This window comes from Caballeronia sp. SBC1 (genome assembly GCF_011493005.1).
GTDB lineage: Bacteria > Pseudomonadota > Gammaproteobacteria > Burkholderiales > Burkholderiaceae > Caballeronia.
The window spans coordinates 454948-473795 of record NZ_CP049157.1 but is presented as its reverse complement, the minus strand read 5'-3'; the positions used below and the strand labels follow the sequence as shown (position 1 = coordinate 473795).

Annotated in this window: 16 protein-coding genes; 10 read left to right on the top strand and 6 right to left on the bottom strand. The window is 59.4% G+C overall.

Features of this window, described 5'->3' with window-relative positions:
* Positions 1–121: 121 nt before the first annotated feature.
* The 6 genes from SBC1_RS20115 to SBC1_RS20090 form a co-directional block, all read right to left on the bottom strand.
* Positions 122–877: an SDR family oxidoreductase gene (locus tag SBC1_RS20115; RefSeq protein WP_165097958.1), complete on the bottom strand. Its 756-nt coding sequence runs from the start codon at positions 875–877 to the stop codon at positions 122–124.
* Positions 878–1076: 199 nt separating this feature from the next.
* Entirely contained in the window at positions 1077–1889 is an 813-nt protein-coding gene (locus SBC1_RS20110) for an IclR family transcriptional regulator (protein ID WP_165097962.1), read from the bottom strand.
* A gap of 49 nt (positions 1890–1938) precedes the next feature.
* Positions 1939–2916, bottom strand: a complete 978-nt coding sequence (locus SBC1_RS20105; protein WP_165097971.1) for a hydroxymethylglutaryl-CoA lyase — start codon at positions 2914–2916, stop codon at positions 1939–1941.
* 480 nt (positions 2917–3396) lie between these two features.
* Entirely contained in the window at positions 3397–4287 is an 891-nt protein-coding gene (locus tag SBC1_RS20100; RefSeq protein WP_165097979.1) for an ABC transporter permease, read from the bottom strand.
* Between the two features lie 76 nt (positions 4288–4363).
* The gene (locus tag SBC1_RS20095; protein ID WP_165097982.1) at positions 4364–5434 is read right to left on the bottom strand and encodes an ABC transporter ATP-binding protein; all 1071 of its coding nucleotides are present in this window, start codon (positions 5432–5434) and stop codon (positions 4364–4366) included.
* Positions 5434–6315: an ABC transporter permease gene (locus tag SBC1_RS20090; RefSeq protein WP_208762706.1), complete on the bottom strand. Its 882-nt coding sequence runs from the start codon at positions 6313–6315 to the stop codon at positions 5434–5436. Before SBC1_RS20090 ends, SBC1_RS20095 begins: the two co-directional genes overlap by 1 nt.
* A gap of 353 nt (positions 6316–6668) precedes the next feature.
* On the opposite strand from SBC1_RS20090, the gene SBC1_RS20085 reads away from it, so the two are divergent.
* From SBC1_RS20085 to SBC1_RS20040, 10 genes are all read left to right on the top strand, one after another.
* Positions 6669–6821, top strand: coding sequence for a hypothetical protein (locus tag SBC1_RS20085; RefSeq protein ID WP_165988989.1), 153 nt, complete (start codon positions 6669–6671; stop codon positions 6819–6821).
* Between the two features lie 721 nt (positions 6822–7542).
* Positions 7543–8613, top strand: a complete 1071-nt coding sequence (locus SBC1_RS20080; protein WP_165098005.1) for an ABC transporter ATP-binding protein — start codon at positions 7543–7545, stop codon at positions 8611–8613.
* A gap of 50 nt (positions 8614–8663) precedes the next feature.
* Positions 8664–9722, top strand: coding sequence for a PotD/PotF family extracellular solute-binding protein (locus tag SBC1_RS20075; protein WP_165098008.1), 1059 nt, complete (start codon positions 8664–8666; stop codon positions 9720–9722).
* A 71-nt stretch (positions 9723–9793) separates the two neighbouring features.
* On the top strand, positions 9794–10684 hold the full coding sequence (locus SBC1_RS20070; protein WP_165097979.1) for an ABC transporter permease: 891 nt from the start codon (positions 9794–9796) through the stop codon (positions 10682–10684).
* Positions 10685–10901: 217 nt separating this feature from the next.
* Positions 10902–11810, top strand: coding sequence for an IclR family transcriptional regulator (locus SBC1_RS20065; RefSeq protein WP_165098021.1), 909 nt, complete (start codon positions 10902–10904; stop codon positions 11808–11810).
* A 677-nt stretch (positions 11811–12487) separates the two neighbouring features.
* Positions 12488–13207 (top strand): FadR/GntR family transcriptional regulator, encoded by a 720-nt coding sequence (locus tag SBC1_RS20060; RefSeq protein WP_165098025.1) that lies wholly within the window; start codon positions 12488–12490, stop codon positions 13205–13207.
* 116 nt (positions 13208–13323) lie between these two features.
* Positions 13324–14091: an SDR family oxidoreductase gene (locus tag SBC1_RS20055; RefSeq protein WP_165098028.1), complete on the top strand. Its 768-nt coding sequence runs from the start codon at positions 13324–13326 to the stop codon at positions 14089–14091.
* An 86-nt stretch (positions 14092–14177) separates the two neighbouring features.
* On the top strand, positions 14178–15470 hold the full coding sequence (locus SBC1_RS20050) for an MFS transporter (RefSeq protein ID WP_165098031.1): 1293 nt from the start codon (positions 14178–14180) through the stop codon (positions 15468–15470).
* A 64-nt stretch (positions 15471–15534) separates the two neighbouring features.
* Positions 15535–16782 carry an enolase C-terminal domain-like protein gene (locus tag SBC1_RS20045; protein ID WP_165098034.1) on the top strand — a complete coding sequence of 416 codons (1248 nt, stop codon included), beginning with the start codon at positions 15535–15537 and terminating at the stop codon, positions 16780–16782.
* 512 nt (positions 16783–17294) lie between these two features.
* Positions 17295–18512, top strand: a complete 1218-nt coding sequence (locus tag SBC1_RS20040) for a porin (protein WP_165101451.1) — start codon at positions 17295–17297, stop codon at positions 18510–18512.
* Positions 18513–18848 lie beyond the last annotated feature (336 nt).

The window sequence follows — 18848 nt, the reverse complement described above, 5'->3', positions numbered from 1 at the left end:
CTGTCGCATTACAAAACCGGGCGCTCGTGTGTCCTTTTTAACGATGGCGTGAAGCTCAGGTTACTCCGTTCACCTTAAACCCCGCTTGCACGCGCTTCCGGCAGAGCCCGACCCGACGGATTCAACCACGTCCCACGTAGGGCATCTTGGTCGCCATCACGGTCATCGTCAGAATGTTCGCCGACAGGGGGAGCGAGGCCATGTAGAGGACGGTGGCGGCGACATGGGCCACGTCCATTGCCGGCTCAGGGATGACGCGGCCGTCGGCCTGACGCGCTCCAGTCGACATTCTGGAAGTCATGTCACTTGCGGCGTTGCCAATATCGATCTGGCCGCAGGCGATATCGTAGGGGCGCCCGTCAAGCGCGGACGCTTTGGTCAGGCCAGTGATCGCATGCTTGGTGGCAGTGTAGGGTGCCGAATTAGGCCGTGGCGTATGCGCCGCGACGGACCCGTTGTTGATGATTCGTCCGCCCATTGGAGACTGTTGCTTCATCACGCGGAAGGCCTGGCGCGTACAGAGGAACGGCCCAGTGAGGTTGGTGTTCACGACGGCTGCCCAGGCCTCAACCGAAAGCTGGTCTATGTCGACAGCGGGAGCCGAGATGCCGGCATTGTTGAAGACGACATCGATCCGACCGAAGCGCTCAACCGCATGGTCGAACAGGGCTTCCACAGCGGCGGGATCGGTCACATCAGCGGGATGGCACAGCGCTCGTGCCCCGGCTGCACCGGCCGCATCTACCGTTTCGGCCAGCCGGTCGGCGCGGCGCGCGGTGATGACGACGTTGTACCCGGCGTGGAGAAAGGCGATTGCGGTCGCCCGGCCGATGCCCGACGATGCGCCCGTAATAAGTGCTACGCGTCCCTCATTCATGACTGCTCCTTCGCGGTTTGCTTTTGCATGATTGTCTGATTTTTAGAAATTCGCTCGTCCTGCAGCGCAGATCGAACCAATGAAGCGCTCAGGGGATTCTGATTTACTGTGAGCACAACGTAGTAGTGGGCTGAAAAGAGGGCGGGAGAGACTTCACCCCGGACCGCCATGTGGACATTGATGGCGCATTCTCGCAGTACTACCTCTCGGTCTGCGATGGTGGTGGCGATTGCGACTCAAGGATTCTTTCGACCTCACGAACAAGGGTGGCAAGCCGGGGCCCCACTTCATTCATGAGGAAGGCCAGATCGAGATAGTCGGCAATTCCGCCGCAATTGAAAGCCACCACACTGCCGCTGGCCGGCATTCGCAAAGGCGCGGCCACCGCTCTAACGTGCTTCATCCGCATCCGGTCAGCGATGCAAAATCCCTTCTTGTTAAACAAGTCGATGTTGTCGTCGATTCGCCCGCGAAAGCTGTCCATATCGGGGACTTTGGACCCTAGCTGGTCCAACATCTCGTGCCGTTTCTCCTCATCCAGGCCGGCCAGATAAGCATGGCCCATGGCTGTGCGCTCGATCGGGACGACTGAACCAACTCCGAACCGCAATGACAATTGATCGTCCGTGCTTTCCCTCGCGATGTACCTCATGCTGAGTTCATGGCGACGGGCAATGCAGACCGGGACACCCGAGAATGCCGCAAGCTCGGTCATAAGTGGTCGCGCTACATGGCTCACCAGATCGGAAGCCATGTAGAGATAGCCTAACGACAGGCAGGCGTCACCCAGACGATATTTGCCGGCTTCGGGCAAATATTCAACGTAGCCCAAATTCGTCAAGGTGTAGCAAAGCCGCGAAACCGACGCGTTCGGAAGCCCCGACAGTCGAGCCAGATCGGTCGTGCCCAGTACTTCCCCTTTTGTGAGGAAGCGAAGCAGTGACAGCCCTTTCGCAAGCCCCGCTACAAACTGGCGATCGCCCGAGTCGTCTCCAAGATCAGCTATCGGCACTACCTGCGCTCCTTTTCTAGCCACGAACATATCCCTGGCTTCGTCATTGTCAGCCGCGCTGATTGCTCTTGAAGTTTGTCAATGTACCGCCTCTCAGGATCTTGCTAGGAAGCGGGTGCTCGACGAGTTGTTCGACTCGCTGCGACGCCTCACGCAGCCGGTCCAGGTCGATGCCGGTGGAGATTCCCATTTCCTCGCACGTGAAGACCAGGTCCTCAGTGCAAATATTGCCAGCGGCGCTAATCTTGCCACCGGCCCCTTTGTGCCCAGCGAATGGACACCCGCCCAGGCCGCCAACTGCGGAATCGAATTCCGACACACCAAGTTCCATTGCCGCTACCGCATTAGCTACGGCGGCGCCGCGCGTATCGTGAAGATGAAGCTTGATGGCAACGTCGGGCCAGCGGTCCCACACCGCGGAAATCGTCCGCTTGATCTGGAGTGGATTGGCCCAACCCATTGTGTCCGCCAGCGTCACGTGTTTCATCTGAGCGCCGTTGTCATCCAGAGTCTGTCTTGCACGGTCGATGAGATCGATAAGCTTGGTCAAGGGTATATAACCCTCGAAGTTGCAACCGAAGGCAGCCATGACGGCAATCATCGTGGTGTCTATGTTCGCATCCCTGAACATCCCGACCCATTGCGGAAATTCATCAAAAGTCTGATCGATAGTACGGTTGGTATTGCGTTTTACGAACGTCTCACTCGCCGTTATCGAAATCTGTCCTTCGACATCCGCGCGCCCCGTTGCCAGCGCTTCCCTTAACCCGCGCGGATTGAGCACGACCACCCGATAGGCAACGCCCGCTCGCGGAGTCAGCTTCTCCAGGACCTTGTCCGTGTTCGCCATTTGCGGAACGGCTTTCGGATTGACGAAGGACCCGACCTGGATTTCACGAAATCCACAAGCGAGCAGGTCCTCGATCATCGACGCCCGCTCGTCGACCGACAATACCTTCGGTTCAATCTGGAGGCCATCCCTCGGGCCGACTTCTATGATTTTCACTGATTTCGGTAGATCAGACATGGGTCCTCTGATAGTAAAGTCCGGTCATCTTTAGAACATATTCAGTTGGTTGGGTAAACTGAGGTGTTCTTGAGAACCGACACGAAAATAGAATAGATCAGATGGCGACGGTGAAGAAGGTTCGGCCGCCAGTTGCTTTTGTCTTGATAAGTGGAAATAATTTCCATTTATTGTGCGTCGAAGTGCAAACTTGCGTCAAGCGCTTTTCGCACTTTTCGAGAACAGGTTGGGGCGTGAGGTCCGTTGATACAGTGTGCAGAGGTCAGGCCGCTCGAAGGTGGCCATAGGTCCCCGCAGAATGTAGCGGAATTGCACCAAGTTCGCGGACGTCGGCGGCAGGAAAGCGCTTGACGAGCGCGGCCGCTTTGGTCTGGAGAATCCGCGTGTTTGGCGGCAGTGCAGGGTGCCGGGTCAGGCCGCGACGCATGAGCAGGGGCAGCCTTTGTTGAGGACCGTCGGGCGCGTTGAAGGGTGATCTGGTCAGCGCCGGTATCGGCGCTGCATCCAGTAGTTGGTGGCGCCTGTCAGCACCAGGGTGGTCGCCATCAGGATGAAAGAGGCGGCCGCGCCAAAGGGCCAGTTGCCGAGCTGGAATTCGTTGTATACGAGCGGCGCCATCATCATGAACTTTGGACCGCCGAGCAGTACCGGGGTCGCATAGGCGTTCACCGCGAGGATAAAGGTCAGGATGGTGCCAGTGATGATGCCGGGCTGGGCCAGCGGCCAAAGCACTCGCCAGAACGTGGTCCACGGACCGGCGCCCAGGCTCAAGGCGGCTTCCTCGGTGAAGCGGCCGATCCCTTCGATCACGCTTTGCAGCGTCAGCACCATGACAGGCAGGTTGACCGCGATGAGGCCGACGATCACCGCGGTCTCGGTAAACATGATCTCGAGCGGATGAGCAATGATGCCAAGCGAGATCAGCGTGGTGTTAAGCATGCCCTTAGTGCCAAAGAGCGTCATCCAGCCTGCTGCCCTGACGGCGTTGCCGACAAACATCGGCAGCACGATCAGCATGATGAGCAGGTTCTTGAAGCGCGACTCGGTGCGCGCCAGCGCATACGCGAGGGGGAAGCCGATCACCAGACAGGCGAGCGTGCAGATGAAAGAGACCCGCACCGTGGTGAAGAGAACGGCCCGGTAGTAAGGGTCGGAGACGAACTTGACGTAATTCTCCGCCGTCACTGCCTCAACCAGCAGGGCGCCGGGGGTGTACCGGTCCAGGCTGTAGCGCAACAGGATGAAGATAGGAATCAGGAGCCCTAGCACGACGATCAACGTCGCCGGCCCGACAAGGGCACTCGCGGACAGGCGACTGACGCTGTGCCCCTCATCTGTCCTGCTTACCGTGATCGTCGCATCTGCAGCCATGCCGTCTCCTCTGTCCGCTTTACCATTTTAGTCTTTGATAGGACTACATATTAATCGGGCATGACCCTTCACGGCGCTAGGCATCGGCGTTCGCGAAGACATTCGTTGAGGCGGCGGTCCAGCCGACGTAGACCTTGTCGCCAACCTGCGGCGCGTTGCCATCTTCCAGATTGGGAATCTGGGCAATGACGCGTTCTTCCGCCGGGAGGCGAACATGGATGTCCAGGAGGCCTCCGAGGTAGGAGACAAACTCCACCTCTCCGTGAAAGCGGTTGTCCATATCGGCGGACACATTCTGCGCCACGGTGATGCGCTCCGGGCGCAGGGCGAGCACAGCGCGACCGGTGATCCCCGGGGCCCCGTTAGCACAGCGGATCTCAAGGCCGCCGCCGGTGCGAAACAGGCCTGGCGCCTCCATTACCCCATTGAGAAAGGAGCTTCGGCCAACGAAGCCGGCAACGAAGCGGTCCGCGGGACGCTCGTAGAGATCGCGCTGCGTGCCGACCTGGCGCACCTGTCCTTCGCTCATCACGACGAGCCGGTCCGCCATCGTCAGCGCCTCCTCCTGGTCGTGCGTGACCATGACGGTGGTGAGGCCGAGCTCGCGCTGCAGCGCGCGGATCTCAACGCGCACCTCGTGCCGCAGCTTGGCGTCAAGATTGGAGAGCGGCTCGTCGAGCAACAACACGTCAGGCCGAAAGACGAGGGCCCGAGCCAGCGCCACGCGCTGTTGCTGTCCGCCCGAGAGCTGCCGGGGCAAGCGCTCCCCGTGCTCGCCGAGGCGCACCAGCCGCAAAGCCTCCTTAACCCTTGGAGCAATCTCGGCCGGGCTAATCTTGCGCATCTCCAGCCCGAAGGCGACGTTCTGCGCCACCGTCAGGTGAGGGAACAACGCGTAGCTCTGGAAGACCAAGCCGGTATCGCGCTTCCACGGTGGCAGCCGGGTGATGTCGCGCCCGCCAAGACGGATGGTCCCCGAGGTCGGCTCGGCGAAGCCGGCGATCATGCGCATCGTTGTCGTCTTGCCGCACCCGGAGGGGCCGAGAAGCGCGACGAACTCGCCGTCGGCGACCGTGAGCGTTACGTCGTTGACGACATGGACCTTGCCGTAGGCTTTGGAAATACCGTTCAATTCGAGCTGTGCCATCACACCACCCGGCTGAGTTTGACGAAACGGTCGGTGATCAGCAATGCCGCGCCGACGACCAGCATCTGCAGAACCGAGACAGCGGCGATTGTCGGATCAATCTTCCATTCGAGGTACTGCAAAATCGCGATCGGCAGCGTCGTGCGACCCGGCCCGACGAGGAACAGGCTTATCTCGAGATTACTGAACGAAGAAACGAAACCGAACATGGCCGCCGCGACGATGCCCGGCAAAATCGAGGGCAGTGTCACGCGGCGAAACGTCGTCCACCTATCCGCGCCGAGATTCTGCGCCGCCTCCTCGAGCGTGCGATCGAAGTTGGCAAGCGTCGCTGTCACCAGGCGCACCGTCCATGGGATGACGAGCAGGATGTGTCCGTTGACAAGACCGGCGAGCGATCCAAGGATCGGCACGTTACCGTTGGTCGCTATCTCGATCTGAACATGGAAAACGTAAAACGCTGTGCCAAGCACCACGCCGGGTACCACCAGCGGAAACAGCAGCAGATTGTTGAGAAACCCGCGACCAGCAAAGCGAAAGTGTGCAATACACAGGGCTGCCGGGATGCCCACCGCAAGGCCGATCGCGGTTGCGATGACGCCGACCTGCAAGCTCAACAGGAAGCCGTCAATGAACTGCTGATTGTTGGCAATCTCCGCATACCACCGCAGTGAATATCCGTGCGGTGGGAACGAAGGGATTTCCTCGCGGCAGAAAGAGAGCCACGTCACAAAGATGAGAGGCGTCAGAATGTACAACAGGGACAGCCCCGCGGCCGCCTTCAGCAGCCAGCGTCCCAGTCGGCGCTGGTCGAAAGCACGGAGGACTACGGCAGTGAACACATGCGGCGTCGTCGGAATGTTGGTCGCTGCCACTTTCATTCGAGACCCACCGTCAAGCGCTTAGAAAGATTGGAAAGCATTGTCTTATCTCCGTCTCTTTATGCCCGGCGGCCCAGGACGGGCCGAACAGATCCTTCGAACAGCCCCGACATTCGTTTGCCAGAGGAAGTGGAAATTATTTTCACATAATTTTTGATCAAGGCGCAAGCCCTTCAATAAAAAATGGAGGCTGTCCACTTTCTCGTCAGGGATGACCCCAATTTCGCCAAATCCGCGGGTAATGCCGGTGCACGGGCGCTATTAAGGAAACGCCGAACAGATCCGATTCCTCGGCAGTGTAGCGAGAATTTTTGTTCACGTTACGCCGAATTTTCGCGGAGACAATCAGCTTCATGGGCGGCTACAACATCTACCCATTCATCATTGGGCGGGGCTCCTGTCAGTTGCGCTCAACCTCCGGTATCGACGTTGCCGATACCATGTGTTACGAGGTAATGCTCGCCAGCAAGCCGGCGCATGAGCGGCGAAGCGTCGCGAACGAATGATTCGTTCGTGCCAGCAGCGGTCGTAGAACAAGAGCGTTGTCGAAGCGGAAGACGTCACCGCGCCGTCTGGCCGGTCCGATGATGACGCCGACACGTTCGACCACCCAAAGATCGGACGATGCGCTCGCTGCATATGTCTCCAGCCGATGCGTCCAGGCAATGAAACAAGCCGAAAGCGGGTGGAAATTCCTGGTGTTGGCCCGACACGGCCACGGCTCCCGTTGCCTCAATTGCGCTGCAAAGTGCTTCCTTGGCGAAGGATGGGGATTACCTCCATTTTTTATTGAAGCGCTTGCGCTTTGCTTAAAACTTATGTGAAAATAATTTCCACTTCTTCGGCGCATGCATATCGAAGCTGTTCGCAGGAGCTGCTCGGTCCGTCTTGGCGCCGGGTAAAAGAGACGGAGGTAAGACAATGTTTTCCAATCTTTCTAAGCGCTCGACGGTGGATCTCGAATGAAAAGCGGGAGCGACCCATGTTCCGACCACGCCGCATGTGTTCACTGCCGTAGTCCTCTGTGCCTTCGATCAGCGCCGACTTGGACGCTGGCTGTTGAAGGTGGCCTCGGGGCTGTTCCTGCCATGCTAATGCGTCTCATCTTCATGGCCCGGCACTCCTTCTGCCGCGTGAAAGTCCCTTCGCTCCTACCGCACAAATATCCGCTGCGCGGTATGCACAGATTGCCAACAATCAGCAGTTCATTGACAGCTTGAGGCATAGATGGCACAGCTCGAATTGAACGGTATTTCCAAAGCCTACGGCAAGGTCCATGTCGTCAACGACGTAACGCTCACGGTCGCCGACGGCGAGTTCGTCGCGCTTCTCGGCCCCTCCGGGTGCGGCAAGACGACAACGATGCGCATGATCGCCGGCTTCGCCGAGCCGACCTCGGGGACCATCCGTCTTGGCGGGCGCGACATCACCCGGCTGCCACCGTGGAAGCGCGATACCGGCTTGGTCTTCCAGAGCTACGCGTTGTTCCCTCACCTGACGGTGGCGCAGAACGTCGCCTTCGGGCTGGAGATGCGCAAGATTAGCCCGGCCGAGATTGCTCCAAGGGTTAAGGAGGCTTTGCGGCTGGTGCGCCTCGGCGAGCACGGGGAGCGCTTGCCCCGGCAGCTCTCGGGCGGACAGCAACAGCGCGTGGCGCTGGCTCGGGCCCTTGTCTTTCGGCCTGACGTGTTGTTGCTCGACGAGCCGCTCTCCAATCTTGACGCCAAGCTGCGGCACGAGGTGCGCGTTGAGATCCGCGCGCTGCAGCGCGAGCTCGGCCTCACCACCGTCATGGTCACGCACGACCAGGAGGAGGCGCTGACGATGGCGGACCGGCTCGTCGTGATGAGCGAAGGACAGGTGCGCCAGGTCGGCACGCAGCGCGATCTCTACGAGCGTCCCGCGGACCGCTTCGTTGCCGGCTTTGTTGGCCGAAGCTCCTTCCTCAATGGGGTAATGGAGGCGCCAGGCCTGTTTCGCACCGGCGGTGGCCTTGAGATCCGCTGTGCTAACGGGGCCTCGGGGATCACCGGTCGCGCTGTACTGGCCCTGCGCCCGGAGCGCATCACCGTGGCGCAGAATGTGTCCGCCGATATGGACAACCGTTTTCACGGAGAGGTGGAGTTTGTCTCCTACCTCGGAGGCCTCCTGGACATCCATGTTCGCCTTCCGGCGGAAGAACGCGTCATTGCCCAGATTCCCAATCTGGAAGATGGCAACGCGCCGCAGGTTGGCGACAAGGTCTACGTCGGCTGGACCGCCGCCTCAACGAATGTCTTCGCGAACGCCGATGCCTAGCGCCGTGAAGGGTCATGCCCGATTAATATGCAGTGCTATCGAGGACTAAAATGGTAAAGAAACTTTCGAGCTTCAGCCCTTCCCGCCGCTTGGTCCTGCAGGGAGCGGCAGCCGCTGGCGTCACTGCGCTGGGCCTGCCCGGCATGGCGATGGCCCAATCCAAGGGTCGAATCGTGGTCGGAACTGCAGGAGGTGACTACGAACACATGGTCACCAAGTACATCGATCAGGCGATCCTTATTCCCGCCGGATGGGAAGTAGTCCATGACGTGGGAGACGACCTGAACCGGCGCAACAAGATGATTGCCGAAGCTCGGCTGCCGCGCGGTACCAGTGACGTGCAGGGCCTCTCGGCGCTCGCCTGGTACCAGATGGGTAAAGCTGGCGTACTCGCCCCGATCGACTATAGCCAGTTGAAGAACGGAAAATATCTTCTGCCGTCGATGAAATACCCCTTTGGCGTCGCCTCAGGTTATACGGGCAAGGTCGCCCTCTACAACCCCAGCCGCATTGCAGCGCCGAAGAGCTACAAGGAAGTACTCGACCCCAAGAATGGCAACAAACTCGGCCTCATCGACATCCAATACCAGTACGTGATGTCGGCGGCGGCGCTGGCGGCGGGCGGCAAGGTTAGTGACCTTGATGGCGGCAAGAAGCTGCTGCTCGAATTGCGCAAGTCTGGCGCGCGCATCTACCCGACGAATGAAGCCTTTGCACAGGGACTGAAGACGGAGGAAGTGACCGTCGGCATCATGTGGAAAGCGCGCGCTGTGCAGTGGAAGGACGCCGGCATCAACGTGCAATCGGCGGTGCCGAGCGAAGGTGCGCTCAAGTTCGTCCTGGGCTGGTCGGTGCCGAAGAATGCCCCCAACAAGGCGGGCGCTTACGCCTTTCTCGACGCGGCGCTCGAAAAATCGGCACAGGAGGGCTTCGCCACCGAATTGGGCTTCCCCCCGACCGTGACGAATGCCACGATCCCCCCCCAACTCGATCAACGCATCGGCTTTACGCAAGAGCAGTTAGCCGCGCTCATCGATCTCGACTACGCCTTCCTGACTGAGCATGACGTCGAACTGCGCGAGTGGTGGGATAAGAGCTTCAAGGGGTAATCAGTGCCACCCTTCCCTTCGAGTACGAAGAGAAGGGCGGCTAGCCACGCAGCGAACAGAGAGGAGACGGCATGGCCGCAGATGCGACGATCACGGTAAGCAGGACAGATGAGGGGCACAGCGTCAGTCGCCTGTCCGCGAGCGCCCTTGTCGGGCCGGCGACGTTGATCGTCGTGCTCGGGCTCCTGATTCCTATCTTCATCCTGTTGCGCTACAGCCTGGACCGGTACACCCCCGGCGCCCTGCTGGTTGAAGCAGTGACGGCGGAGAATTACGTCAAGTTCGTCTCCGACCCCTACTACCGGGCTGTTCTCTTCACCACGGTGCGGGTCTCTTTCATCTGCACGCTCGCCTGCCTGGTGATCGGCTTCCCCCTGGCGTATGCGCTGGCGCGCACCGAGTCGCGCTTCAAGAACCTGCTCATCATGCTGATCGTGCTGCCGATGTTTGTCGGCAACGCCGTCAGGGCAGCAGGCTGGATGACGCTCTTTGGCACTAAGGGCATGCTTAACACCACGCTGATCTCGCTTGGCATCATTGCTCATCCGCTCGAGATCATGTTTACCGAGACCGCGGTGATCGTCGGCCTCATCGCGGTCAACCTGCCTGTCATGGTGCTGACGCTGCAAAGCGTGATCGAAGGGATCGGCCGCTTCACCGAGGAAGCCGCCTTGAGCCTGGGCGCCGGTCCGTGGACCACGTTCTGGCGGGTGCTTTGGCCGCTGGCGCAGCCCGGCATCATCACTGGCACCATCCTGACCTTTATCCTCGCGGTGAATGCCTATGCGACCCCGGTACTGCTCGGCGGTCCAAAGTTCATGATGATGGCGCCGCTCGTATACAACGAATTCCAGCTCGGCAACTGGCCCTTTGGCGCGGCCGCCTCTTTCATCCTGATGGCTACTACCCTGGTGCTGACAGGCGCCACCAACTACTGGATGCAGCGCCGATACCGACGCTGACCAGATCACCCTTCAACACTCCTGACGGCAGCACTCCGTCGAATTCATCCAGCCAACCGAATCTGTTCTAAAATGAATCGCGCATGACTGTCGGAGGACGCGCTTTCCGGCAAGATTCTATGAGGCGGTACATTGACAAATTTAAAGAGCAATTCAGGACGTGCAATGATGATGGCGCCAGAGGGGTATGGTCGTGGGTAGAAAAAGAGCGCAGGTATTGCCGATAGCCGATCTTGGAGAAGATTCAGGCGATCGCCAGTTTGTATCGGGGCTTGCGAAAGGACTGACGCTGCTTCGCTTCCTCACAAAAGGGGAAGTGCTGGGCACGACCGATCTGGCTCGCCTGTCGGGGCTTCCGAACGCGTCGGTTTCGCGGCTTTGCTACACCTTGACGAATTTGGGCTACCTTGAGTATTTGCCCGAAGCAGGTAAATATCGTCTGGGTGACGCTTGCCTGTCGTTGGGCTATCTCTACATGGCTTCGGACCTGGTGAGTCATATAGCACGACCACTTATGACCGAGCTTGCGGCTTTCTCGCGTGTCCCTATCTGCATTGCCCGTCGCCATGAACTCAGCATGAGGTACATCGCGAGGGAAAGCACGGACGATCAACTCTCATTGCGCCTCGAAGTTGGCTCCGTCGTCCCGATCGAGCGAACGGCTATGGGCCATGCCTATCTGGCCGGCCTGGATGATGAGAAACGCCAGGAGATGCTGGACCAGTTGGGGTCCAAAGTCCCCGATATGGACAGCTTTCGCAGGCAAATCGACGACAACATCAACTTGTTTAGCAAGAAGGGATTTTGCATCGCCAACAGAATGTGGATGAAGCACATCCGAGCGGTGGCCGTGCCGTTGCGAATGCGTGACAGCGGCAATGTGGTGGCTTTCAATTGCGGTGGAATTGCCGACTATCTCGAACCGGCCTTCCTCATGAATGAAGTGGGGCCCCGGCTTGTCGCTCTTGTTCGTGAAGTCGAAAAAATCCTTGAGTCGCAATCGCAGCCACCATCGCAGATTGAGACGTTTCAATCTGAACTGCAGGAAGAGTTGATCCCCAAAAGCCAGACAGTCGCGAAAAAACAAACCGTCGCGAGAAAGCAAGTCGCGAAGGACCAGTTATGAATGGGGGACCCGTAGCATTGGTTACGGGACATCGAGCGGCCGATCGCAATTGCCCCTCTTCAGTCGAGTACTGAGTGCCGCCCGGGCGCAGTTCCGTTCCGAACTGTCGTCCGCTTCGAGTTGACTCTTCACACTCGCGGCATGTCGCTTCGCCTTGTCTCAGCCCGCCGGAACGCTCATCTCCGAGACGTCCTGCACCTTCCTTCCGTTGTTGATAGTCAGTGCGTTCACATCCGCCGCAGGTTCCTTGCGCCCGTTCTATAAGCGCGATCGCTGGCGAAGCCCGTCAAGTTGCTTAAGCTATATCCATTGCCGAACTTGAGGTCACCGATGTTGTCGCTCGCATACTTGAACGTTTGGCGAGTTTGCGCGAATGGCGATCGTTCGGACAACCGAGTTGATTGTCGCGAAGCACCGGGGCGACTCGACTGGCAATAGGGTGAGGCTTCTGCCGAGCTAATCGTAGGTGAAAGCGACGTGAGAGGCGCCGTCGCGGCGTTACCGGCAAAACTCCCCTTCTCTGCTCAGACTAATAAGCGGCCGCAATCAGGCACCAACCCAATAAGGAGTTTGGTATGAGGAAAGTGGGGAAACTCGACCTCGGGTCAACCCGAATTGCGGGAGGGCGTCCATTCGCCTATCTTTCTACATCATACGTATGACCTAGAGAGTAAATCGTGGCAACACTACACCGGCAGGTCCTGAATCAAATGGGCGAGCAAATATGCTCGGGCAAGTTTGCGCCGGGGGATATTCTTCCCGCCGAGCCCGAGCTGGCCGAGCAGATGCAGGTGAGCCGCATCACCATCCGGGAGACCATGAAATCGCTTTCCGCCAAGGGCATGCTCGAAGTGCGCCGGCGTTACGGCACGATCGTGTTGCCGCGCTCGCAATGGCAGTTGTTCGATCCGGACGTAATCACCTGGCGCGCGCGGGCGGGCGCAATCGATGAAGACCTGATCCAGGACCTGATGGAGCTGCGGCTGATCATCGAGCCGAATGCGGCCAAGCTCGCGGCCAAGCGAGCGACGGCGGAGGATCGCGTGGCGGTGCGGCGTACCTTCAAGGCGATGGAGCGCGCCGTCGCCGGTCACGGTGAATACGTGCCCGCCGACCTTGCGTTTCATGGCGCGATCCTCACCGCTTGCCACAACCAGTTCATCCAGCAGATGCAGAACGCGCTGTCGGCGATCCTGCGCACGAGCTTCGAACTCAGCTCCGAAATAGCCGGCGGCCCGGCCCGTTCGCTGCCAATGCACGAGGCGCTTTGCGTCGCGATCGAAACAGGCGATCCGGCGGGAGCGGAAGAAGCGGTTCTCACGCTCATCAAGCGCGCGGAGAAGGACTTCGAAGATCGCGCCGCGCTGAATATCGTTGCCAACGACACGCCCGTCTGACGTCTTAACCAGCGGATTTGAGATCAACGTTATCGCGGCCGGCTTTCCGGTCGCGAGGGGCGCACTCGCGTCTCGCGCCTGCAATCGCACTTGCACACCCGAAAAAGGAACAGCGTATGACACAGCTATTCGACTTGAGCGGCCGCACGGCGCTCATAACAGGATCTGCGCGAGGCATTGGCTTCGCGCTCGCCGAGGGGCTCGCCACGGCAGGCGCCGGCGTGATCCTGAACGGCACGCGTGCCGACACGGTCGCCGAAGCGGCCGGCCGGCTAAAAAGCAAGGGATTCGATGCCCAAGGCCGAGCCTTCGACGTAACCGACGAACAGGCCGTCGCCGATGCGTTCGCGCAATGGGACACGGACGGAGTTCAGATCGACATCGTCATCAACAACGCCGGCATTCAGTTTCGCAAGCCCCTTGTCGAACTCGAGTTGAGTGACTGGCAGCGTGTAATTGACACCAACCTGACGAGCGCGTTCATCGTTTCGAAGCAGGCGGCTCGACGCATGATCGCACGCGGTACGGGCGGCAAGATCATCAACATCGGCTCGCTCACGAGCGAAGCCGGGCGCGCGACGGTGGGCGCCTACACGGCGGCCAAGGGCGGCATCAAGATGCTGACCCGCGCGATGAGCGCCGAGTGGGCGTCGGCGAATATTCAGGCAAACGCGATCGGTCCGGGCTACATCCTGACCGACATGAACAAGCCGCTCGTCGAGAACGCGGCCTTCGATGCCTGGGTCAAGAGCAGCAATCCTTCGCAACGCTGGGGCAAGCCGGAGGAACTCGTGGGCACGGCGGTGTACCTGTCGTCCGCGGCATCGAGTTATGTGAACGGCCAGATGATCTACGTCGATGGAGGCTGGCTGGCCGTGCTTTAAATGCAAGTCCACGCGGGGACATCAGAACAAAAAGAATGACCCGCACTAACCGAACAGTGTGTACGCCGTACCGATCTGGAGACGTCATGGAAAGCGTTAAACCCGTTGCACCCCAAAGATGGTGGTATCTCATGCCCATCATCTTCATCACTTACAGTCTTGCGTATCTGGACCGCGCGAACTACGGCTTCGCCGCGGCGGCCGGTATCAACAGGGATCTCGGCATCTCGCAAGGCACCTCGTCGCTGATCGGTTCGTTGTTCTTTCTCGGCTATTGCCTGTTCCAGGTGCCCGGCGCAATCTACGCGCAGCGCAACAGCGTCAAGAAGCTGATTTTCTTCAGCCTCATCCTGTGGGGCTTGTGCGCCGCCGCGACCGGCATGGTCAGCAATATTCCGATGCTGATGGTGCTGCGCTTCGCGCTCGGGGTGGTGGAAGCCGCCGTGATGCCCTCGATGCTCATGTACATCAGCCGGTGGTTCACACGCACTGAACGCTCACGCGCCAATACGTTCCTGATTCTCGGCAATCCAGTGACGGTGCTGTGGATGTCGGTCGTGTCGGGGTATCTGGTCCACAGCTTCGGCTGGCGCGAAATGTTCGTCTTCGAAGGCATCCCGGCGCTCATCTGGGCGGTGGTCTGGTGGTTCACCGTGCAGGATCGCCCGGCGGAAGTGACCTGGATGACCGACGCCGAAAAGATCGAATTCAGCGCCCGCCTGAAGGCAGAGCAGGCCGACATCGCGCCGGTGCGCGACTACAAGGCGGCGTTCCGTTCGTCGATCGTCTGGAAATGCTGCGCGATTCATGCGCTGTGGAGCATCGGCGTGTACGGCTTCATCATGTGGTTGCCTTCGATTCTTAAGGCCGCGTCCACCATCGATATTGTGTCGGTCGGCTGGCTTGCCGCCGTGCCCTATCTCGCGGCGATCATCCTGATGCTGCTCGCGTCGTGGCTCTCGGACAAGACGCGCAACCGCAAGCTGTTCGTGTGGCCGCTGCTGCTCGTGGGGACCATTGCATTCGTGGCTTCGTATCTGGTTGGCGGATCGCACTTCTGGATATCGTTCGCACTACTGGTGGTGGCGGGCGCTTCGATGTACGCGCCGTACGGTCCATTTTTCGCGCTGATACCGGAACTGATTCCGAGCAACGTGCTGGGCGGCGCAATCGGCCTGGTCAACGCGTGCGGAGCGCTGGGTGCGTTCGCCGGCTCGTATATTGTCGGCTACCTGAACGGCGTAACCGGCAGCCCCGCAGCCTCGTATATCTTCATGGCGGCCGGTCTGCTTCTGGCGGTCATCCTGATGATGACCGTACCGGCGCATTCCGGGCAGCGCGCAAAGGGCAAAGAACCGCTCTCGTTGCGCCGCACGTAACGTCGTACTTAAGCAAGCGCGCGGCGCGGCTTCGTCTTATTGATTCGATTCTGGCAGACTGAAAATGGCAACCCTGATTACCGATGTAAAAGTCATCTTGACCGCGCCGGAAGGCATCAACCTGATTGTCGTCAGACTTGAGACCAATCAGGCTGGACTGTACGGGCTCGGCTGCGCGACCTTTGCGTACCGGCATGTCGCGGTCAAGTGTCTGATCGAGGAATATCTCAGGCCGCTCCTGATAGGCAGGGACGCGGAGGCGATCGAAGAGCTTTGGCAGTTGATGCATCAGAACGCTTACTGGCGCAACGGTCCGATCGAGAACAACGCGATCTCCGGCATCGATATGGCCTTGTGGGACATCAAGGGCAAGATGGCGAATATGCCGCTCTTCCAGCTCTTTGGCGGAAAGTGCCGCGAAGGCGTACCGATCTATCGGCATGCCGATGGCCGCGACCTGAATGAGTTGTGCGAGAACATCCAGAAGTACCGGGAGCAGGGCATCACACACATTCGCTGTCAGAGCGGGGGCTACGGGGGAGGCGGCTATGGCCGCGCACCGTCGAGCGCGCCTCAGGGCGCTGAGGACGGCGTCTATCTCGACAGCAGAAAGTACATGCGGGAAACGCTCAAGCTGTTCGACGGCATTCGCAGCAAGGTTGGCTTTGATGTCGAGTTGTGCCACGACGTGCATGGACGGCTTAAACCAGTCGAAGCCATCAGGTTCGCGTGCGAACTGGAACAGTACGACCTGTTCTTTCTCGAAGATGCGATCGCTTTGGAAGAGGGCGAATGGATTCGTCAGTTGCGCTCAAAAACCACGACGCCTCTGGCCCAGGGCGAGCTCTTCAACAATCCTTCCGAGTGGCGATTCCTGATCACCGAGCGATTGATCGATTACATCCGGGTTCACCTGAGTCAGATCGGCGGCATCACGGCAGGACGCAAGCTACAGATCTTTGCTGAACAGTTCGGCGTGAGGACGGCGTGGCACGGTCCCGGCGACATGTCGCCGCTCGCGCATGCGGCGAACATCCATATTGACCTCGCGGCGCGTAACTTCGGCGTGCAGGAATGGTCAGGCACCGAGCCGCCGAACTTCGTGATCCAGGAACTCAAGGGGCCGAGGGCGGCTTTGCTAGATGTTTTTCCCGGTCTTCCCGAGTTCAGGGATGGACACGTTTATGCCAACGACAAGCCGGGCCTTGGGGTGGACATCGACGAGGCCGAGGCCGCGAAATATCCGTGCGAAAACACCGTGACTACCTGGACGCAGACGCGGTTGAAGGACGGGACACTGCAAACCCCATAGGGGATTGTGGCTGGGTTGATTTGCAGAGTGGCGGCGGCCGGCAGCGGGCGGCGTAGGTTGGCGCCGCTCGTTCGCCATGTCCGGCGCGAAAAGCCGCACGGTGGGGCCAATCAGCAAGCCGACGGAAGGTGATCATTCGTTGCAGGTTAACGGAGGCATTGCCGTTGCCGGCCAGCTTCCTCCCCGGCGGTGAACGGGGTCTGTGCTTCGGCTCCGTTCATGAAGCTGGTACAGATTTCACGATAGCGGGTCGTGAGGTCTTTCACGGCACGATCGTCTACAGGTCGATATTCCGAACGTACCTGTATAAACGAAAATACGATCACGGTCCGAATATAAAGTTATGCATAACTAATCAATATGAAAGATACCACGCCGACGTTAGCCATTGCGGACGGCGGCGCAGCGGGGCCGGGCAACTACGCTGGTCAGGTGGCACCAGCACAGCCATGCCACCACCGACCGATGCAATGCATCGCGACACAACGAAAGACGATGAAGGAGCGGAGATGATGAAACGTTACGAACAGGTGAGGGCGGTGGTGGTCGGCACGGCGATGCTCGCGACAGTACCGGCGCTTGCCCAGAACAGCGTGACCCTATACGGGGTGGTCGACAATGGCATTGGCTATCAAAGCAGTGCGACGACGTTGGGCTCCACCACCGGTGGTCATTCGGCCGTCAAGATGGTCTCGGGCGTGTGGCTCGGCGACCGTTTCGGCCTGAAGGGCAGCGAAGATCTCGGCGGCGGCACTAAAGCGATCTTCCAGCTCGAGGAAGGCTTTAGCGGTGCCACTGGCGCGGAGTCAGTGTCGGGCGTGGCTTTTAGCCGGACGGCTTACGTCGGGATGACCAATCCAACATACGGTTCGCTGACCGCTGGCCGGCAATATGCCTCGTACTATCAATTCCTTGCGCCCTACAGCCCGACGACGTGGCTCACGGGTTTTTATGGCGCGCACCCTGGCGACCTCGACGGCATGGATACGATCTACCGCGCCAACAATACGCTCGAATACACTTCCCCGAATCTGTATGGTTTTTCCGCAAGCGGCTCGTATTCGCTTGGCGGCGTCGCCGGCAGCTTCAATGCAGGGTCGACGTGGAGCGCGGCGGTGCAGTACGCGGCTGGACCGGCCGGTGCGGCCGTTGCATTCTCGCGAATCAACAATTCGACGCCCGGGGGCGGCGCATTCGGCGCCGCGTCGACGACCTCGAACAACGGCGCGCAGATCGGCGTGTCGGCTGTGACGAACGGCTATCAGACGGCCCGGGCACAGCAAAGACTGGCCGTGGGGGCAAGCTATAAATTCAGCGATAGCTGGGACGTATCGGCAACGTATTCAAACGTTCAGTACATCCCCGGTACCGGTTCGGCGTTTGTCGACACCGAAATCTTCAATACCGGCGGGGTCGTACTGCACTGGAAACCAACAATTGCGTGGGATCTCGCGACCGGTTACAGCTACACCCGGGCGACGAAGGCTAACGGCATCTCCAGCAGCGCTCAGTATCAGCAATTCAATCTGACGCAGTACTATTCGCTGTCGAAACGGACCGGCCTGTATGCGCTGGAAGCCTATCAACGAGCCAATGGCGAGACGCTGGGCACGGACGGCGTGGGTCACATTATCGAAGCCACCGCGACCCTCGGTGACGGATTCCAAAGTTCACCGTCTTCGACACGCAACATGTTCGCAGCGGGCATCGGAATCGTGCATAGGTTCTGACGCGTTATCGACACAGAAGGTACGGCGCTCGCTGCGCCGTACCGCGTGTGTGGATCGGAATGTCCGTAGGTTGTCTGCTTTAGGACAATAGGTGCGATGTTTCGCAGCTAGCGCTCTTTTTTGTAGCGTTGATCTCTGGCCGGGCCGATCTCTGTCCAACGCATAGCTCGCTCGCCGTCCACGCTGTTGCATAGCAATACGGCAATTTCACCCACCCATCCGCGCTCAAGATGAGCGAGTCAGGTGTTTGCGCGCCTGCACTCCTTATTGTCCGCTGATATTTTTAATTTTTACGATCAAAGTCGCGTCACGCCCGCTACGGTTTTTTATTAATTT